Genomic DNA, 5,065 nt, shown 5'->3' with positions numbered 1-5,065 from the left:
GTCCTGATCGGGTAGCCGTTGAGGTCGCCGCCCTCGTCGACGGCCCGCCGGGCGTCGGCGAGCTTGCCGAGCCGGGTGTAGCTGTCCAGGGTGATCGTGCCGACCGTGGTGGCGTTGGCCCCCTTGACGGCGATCAGCCCGTCCCGCATGGCCCGCGGGTCGCCGAAGCCCATGCGGGGCTGCACCACCAGGTTGCCCTGTTCGTGCGACCGTCCGACGAAGTCCGCGAACGCGTTGACCGGCCCGTCGTTCATGGGGTCGGGGCGGCGCGGAGCTCCTCCAGGACGCGGCCGGCCCGCCTCGCCTTCTCGGCGCTGAGGGCGGCGACGTACCTCTCGAACTCCGGTAGTCCGGACGACTCGTGGAAGACCGCGGAGAAGCCCGCGGACAGCAGGCGGCGCGTCATCTCGCCGCCGGCGGCCCCGCCCGCACCGGCCCGCAGCTGCTTGCCGGTGCCGAGCTTCCCGCCGATGACGATCGGTGTGTCGGCGAGCTCCGGGTCGGCGCGCAGCGCCGCGACGGCGGACAGTCCGTCGCTCTCGCCGTGGCCGTTGACGCTGCTGAGCACGATGAGGTCGGGGGCGCCGCGCCGGCACTCCGCCGCCAGTTCCCCGCCCGGCAGGCACGGGCCGAGGTTCTGCACCCGGTGCCCCCAGTCCTCCAGCTGGAGCTGGAGGAAGACCAGGTTCCAGGTGTGCGAGTCCGACTCGGTGCCGCTGACGATCACGTCCAGCGTGGCGTCCGTTCTCATCGTCGGCTCCTCTCGCGGGGATCGAGGGCGGCGATCCTGGAGGGCAGGGTCCGCCAGACCTCCGGGGTGTAGAAGTGGCCGCCGGGGAGGACGTCGTGGCGGTACTCGCCCAGCGCCAGCGTGCGCCACTGCTCGCCCGCGTTCGCCTCGATGACGTCGTCGTCGGCGCCCGACAGCATCTGCACCGGCATGCTGACGGTGGCGCCCTCGGTGTAGCGGAAGGTGTCCCGCACCCGGATGTCGGCGCGCATCAGTTCGACGCTCATCTCCTGGAGTTCGGGGTCCTCCAGGACGTGTGCCGGCATCAGGCCGTGGGTCTTCATCCAGAGCAGCAGACCGTCGTCGTCGTCCTGCTGGGACGGGAACATGTCCCGGGGCGTGAGCCCGCGGGCCGGCGCGTTGGCCGAGGAGACGACCAGGTTCCGCGGCAGCGGCCCGCCGCCGCTCTCGATCCGCGCGGCGACGTCGAACGCCATCCAGCCGCCCATGCTGTGCCCGAAGAGCACGTAGGGGCCGTCGACGGCGGACAGCACCGCCGCGGTGGCGTCCTGGGCCAGCTCCTCCCAGTCGGTGGCGAAGTCCTCCAGGAACCTGCCCTCCCGGCCCGGGTAGCAGATCGCCGACAGGGCGATGTCGTCCGGCACGGCGTCGCCCCACAGGTGGTAGGAGGCCGTGCCGCCCCCGCAGAAGCCCAGGCAGATCAGCGTCAGGGCGGCGTCCTTGGGGCGCCGGATGCTGATGACGGTGGTGTCCTGTGCGGTGTTCACTTGCCCTCCGTCCGACGGGACGCCACGAACTCCGCCAGCGACCGCAGTTCGGGGTGCTGGTAGACCTCCTTCGTGGACACGGTGATGCCGAACTGCTTCTTCAGCCGGCCGATGACGCGCAGCGCGATGAGCGAATGGCCGCCCAGCGAGAAGAAGTTGTCGGTGGGGCTGATCCGCTGGCGGCCGAGCACCTCGGCCCACACGCCGGCGATCAGGGTCTCGAACTCGCCCTGCGGCTCGTCCCCCGGCTCCTGTTCGTCGGCCCACAGGGCCTCGTCCACGGCGGGCAGGGCCCGGTGGTCCACTTTGCCGTTCACGCTCAGCGGCATGGTGTCGAGCGTGACGAACGCCGAGGGGACCATGAACGACGGCAGCACGCCGCCGAGGTGCTCCTGGAGTTCCCGGGCGCGCGGGACGCTCCCGCCCTCCGGGACGACGTAGCCGACCAGTTGGTCGCCGGCGGTCTCGGTGGCGTGCAGGACGACGGCGGCGGTCCTGACCTCCGGGTGCGCGGCGAGCGCCGCCTCGATCTCGCCGAGTTCCACCCGGTAGCCGCGGATCTTGATCTGCCGGTCGACCCGGCCCAGGTAGTCGATGGTGCCGTCGGGGCGCAGCCGCACCCGGTCGCCCGTGCGGTACATCCGGCGGCCGGTACCGGCCGGGTCGGCGACGAAGCGCTGAGCGGTCAGCGCGGGCCGGCCGACGTAGCCGATGGTCACGGAGGGCCCGGCCAGGTAGAGCTCGCCCGGCTCGCCGGCGGCCGCGGGGCGCAGCCCTTCGTCGAGCACGTGGGCGGTGAACCCGGGCAGCGCGCGGCCGATGTGCGGGCCCGCGCCGGTGATCCAGGCCGCGGTGGCGTCCACGGTGCACTCGGTGGGGCCGTACAGGTTGATCGCCTCGACCGTCCCGGCGTCGCGGGCTTCGCCCAGCTCGCGCCAGACCTCCGCCGGTACCGGCTCGCCGCCCATGAACAGCCGCAGGACGCGGCCGTCGGCGGTGGGGGCGAGGAGGGCCTCGCGCAGCACCTCCCAGTGCGAGGGCGTCAGGTCCAGGTCGTCGACGGCGTGCTCGTCCAGCAGGGCGCGCAGCACGGCCGGGTCGGTGCGCTCGTTCTCGCCGATCACCACGATGCTGTCGCCCCGGCAGATCCGGGCCCACTGCTGGACGGAGGCGTCGAAGGAGATGCTCGCGTTCCAGGCCACCGTGCGCGGCCGGTCGGCGTAGAAGCCCGCCTCTTCGAGGTCGGCGGCGAGCGCGGCCACGCCGCCCCGGGTGGCCTCCACGCCCTTCGGCGTTCCGGTCGAGCCGGAGGTGTAGATCACGTACGCCGGGTCCGCCGGGGAGGTCTCGGCCGCCGGCGCGTCCGGAGTCGCGGTCGGCGCGGCGAGGGCGTCGGCGAGGGTGATGACGTCGACGCCGGTGGGCCACGTCGGCCCGTTGCCGGGCTCCGCCAGGACGGTCCGCAGGTCGGCGCCGGCCACCATGTGGGCGAGGCGGTCCTGCGGGTAGGCGGGGTCCAGCGGCACGTAGGCGGCGCCGACGTGCCACACGGCGAGCAGGGCGACGACGAGGTCCGCGCCGCGGTGCATGCTGACGCCCACCCGGGCGCCGCGTCCGAGGCCGCGCTCGGCCAGCTGTGCGGCCAACCGGCGTACGTCGTGGTCGAGTTCGGCGAAGGTCAGGGTGCGGTCGGTCCCGCGCACGGCCAGCCGGTCCGGGGTGGACGCGACGGCCCGCCGGAACCGGACGATCGGGTCGACCGTCACGGTCGGGGCCGCCGGGGCCAGGGGCTCCTCGGTGATGCTCACGCGGCACCGCCGTTGCCCGCCGCGGCCGGCACGGTGGGCCGGCACTCGTCGAGGTCGACCGGGTTGCCCATGGCGACGACGATCTTGCGGTCGCCCCGGAACGGGTCGCGGCCATGGGCCGTGAGCACGTTGTCGACGAGCATGACGTCACCGGGCTGCCAGGTCTGACGCACCGTCGCCTCGGCGTAGGCGGTATTGATGATGTCGAGCTCGTCCCGGGTCAGGGGCTTCCCGTCGGCCACTCCGGTTTCGAACGGCAGGCCGTCCGCGCCGAATTCGTCCACGAGCGTCTCGCGGAGCTCCTCGTCCAATGACCAGGAATTCCAGAAGGCCATGTGATTGAACCAGACCTCCTCGTCGGTCGCCGGGTGCCGGATGATTCCGGGCCGCCGTTGCGCGGTCCTCAGATTCCCCTCGTCGTCCCAGTGGCAGGAGATCAGGTTCTCCGAGCAGTACTGCTCGACGTCCTCCCGGCGCTCGGTCGCGAATGCCTTCTCCCAGCTCACGGAGATGTGCTCGGAGTAACTCCGGTGCAGGGTCCAGCCGTTGGCGCGGATCCGCTCGACGAGCGGGGCGGGCAGTTTCCGCAGCACCTCCCGGCAGTCCGCGACCGGCGTCGCCCCGCCCTCCTCCGGGGCGATCAGGCAGGCGAACATCAGCAGCCCGGGGAACGTGAGGGTGTAGCTGTTCTCGTTGTGCATCCGGATCGACTGGGCCGGCGGCAGATCGGTGGACGAGTAGACGTCGTTGCCGAAGCTGCTGCGCGGCGTCGCCTTCTCCCGGTAGGGCGTCCGCTGCGGGACGAGGACGTCCCGCACGAGTGCGAAGTCCTCGACGGAGGCGACCGGAAGCCCGCGCAGGTACAGCGCGCCGTACCTTTGAAGCGCGGTACGGATGTCGGGCAGGAGCGCGTTCAGCCACGCGCAGGCCTCGTCGGTACCTTCGAATCGAGGGACGACGAGGGTGGCCGGCTTGCCCTTCTCAAGGGTCCAGTCCAGCTCTTGTGGCGCAGTTCTTGCAGAAGACATGACTCGATGCACCTTCCTCATGACGGAGCGCGACGGCATGGTGCCGCGGTCGCCCCAGGGCAGTTGGATCGCGATCAGAACCTCTGAACCGAGAACACGGTCATCGACCCCGCGGGGTCGTCGTGCCGGGTCGCCGGGACATGCGTGCGGCCCGAATCCGGGGCCGGCCACTGAAGGGTTCGGCAGGGCGGCGACTTCCGCTGCCGGCGGCGAATGGGCAGCACAAGAGCCCGGCTTTCCGACGCCTGTTCACGCGTCGACGAGCCGCTATCGCCGGGCCGTCACACCATCGGCCGCACCTGCGGGCCACCGGTACCGCGTCTCCGACCGGAGAACGGCGGGATGCCGTCCGGCACTCCCGCACACCGATCCATCCCCCCCTCCCGAGTGCTCACCTTCGGGTACGCGGAATTCGCGTCCCCGGCGTCGTTCCCCCGAGTTCGCCGAGGCGGGTGTACTGATACCCATCGCCTCCGCCTTGACCGTGCGCGGCCAATCAGATCACATCAACGCGCCGTCATGGAAGAAGTCGTGGAGGCAAGTTCGCAGCTTTCATACGGCATTCACGTCACCGACGGTGACGAATCCACCACCGTTTCAGGTGATTCCGGTGCTGGGGGCGGCCGTCGCCCATACGGCAACACCGGCAACACCGGCACCAGGCGCCGGCCGGCCGGATCCCCGGGCGGGCGCGCTCAGGCCCGGCCGAGG

General features: G+C 71.9%; 5 protein-coding genes and 1 pseudogene. 1 reads left to right on the top strand and 5 read right to left on the bottom strand.

What is annotated here, in order from left to right; translation table 11 throughout:
- The 5 genes and pseudogenes from ACIQOV_RS27030 to ACIQOV_RS27010 form a co-directional block, all read right to left on the bottom strand.
- Positions 1-254: pseudogene (locus ACIQOV_RS27030) on the bottom strand (methylaspartate mutase); the annotation flags it as partial.
- Positions 251-751: a cobalamin B12-binding domain-containing protein gene (locus tag ACIQOV_RS27025; RefSeq protein WP_401052767.1), complete on the bottom strand. Its 501-nt coding sequence runs from the start codon at positions 749-751 to the stop codon at positions 251-253. The gene ACIQOV_RS27025 and the pseudogene ACIQOV_RS27030, both read right to left, overlap by 4 nt.
- A complete protein-coding gene (locus tag ACIQOV_RS27020; protein ID WP_359900347.1) occupies positions 748-1,518 on the bottom strand; it encodes an alpha/beta fold hydrolase in 771 nt (256 codons plus the stop codon). The genes ACIQOV_RS27025 and ACIQOV_RS27020 overlap by 4 nt, the downstream gene beginning before the upstream one ends.
- A complete protein-coding gene (locus ACIQOV_RS27015) occupies positions 1,515-3,326 on the bottom strand; it encodes an amino acid adenylation domain-containing protein (protein WP_401052764.1) in 1,812 nt (603 codons plus the stop codon). Before ACIQOV_RS27015 ends, ACIQOV_RS27020 begins: the two co-directional genes overlap by 4 nt.
- The gene (locus tag ACIQOV_RS27010) at positions 3,323-4,354 is read right to left on the bottom strand and encodes a TauD/TfdA family dioxygenase (RefSeq protein WP_401052761.1); all 1,032 of its coding nucleotides are present in this window, start codon (positions 4,352-4,354) and stop codon (positions 3,323-3,325) included. The genes ACIQOV_RS27015 and ACIQOV_RS27010 overlap by 4 nt, the downstream gene beginning before the upstream one ends.
- A 519-nt stretch (positions 4,355-4,873) precedes the next feature.
- Between ACIQOV_RS27010 and ACIQOV_RS27005 the strand changes: the two genes are divergently transcribed.
- A partial coding sequence (locus tag ACIQOV_RS27005; protein WP_401052758.1) for a hypothetical protein occupies positions 4,874-5,065 on the top strand: 192 nt, incomplete at its 3' end.

Source organism: Kitasatospora sp. NPDC091257 (assembly GCF_044757675.1).
Classification (GTDB): Bacteria; Actinomycetota; Actinomycetes; order Streptomycetales; family Streptomycetaceae; genus Kitasatospora; species Kitasatospora lactacystinica.
Note: the sequence above shows the minus strand (reverse complement) of the source record. Positions and strands in the feature narration are given on the sequence as shown.

What these genes read in the sequence shown, in the direction of transcription:
- ACIQOV_RS27025 (WP_401052767.1), bottom strand. Translation starts at nt 751, where the DNA reads ATGAGAACGGACGCCACGCTGGACGTGATCGTCAGCGGCACCGAGTCG.
- ACIQOV_RS27010 (WP_401052761.1), bottom strand. Translation starts at nt 4,354, where the DNA reads ATGTCTTCTGCAAGAACTGCGCCACAAGAGCTGGACTGGACCCTTGAG.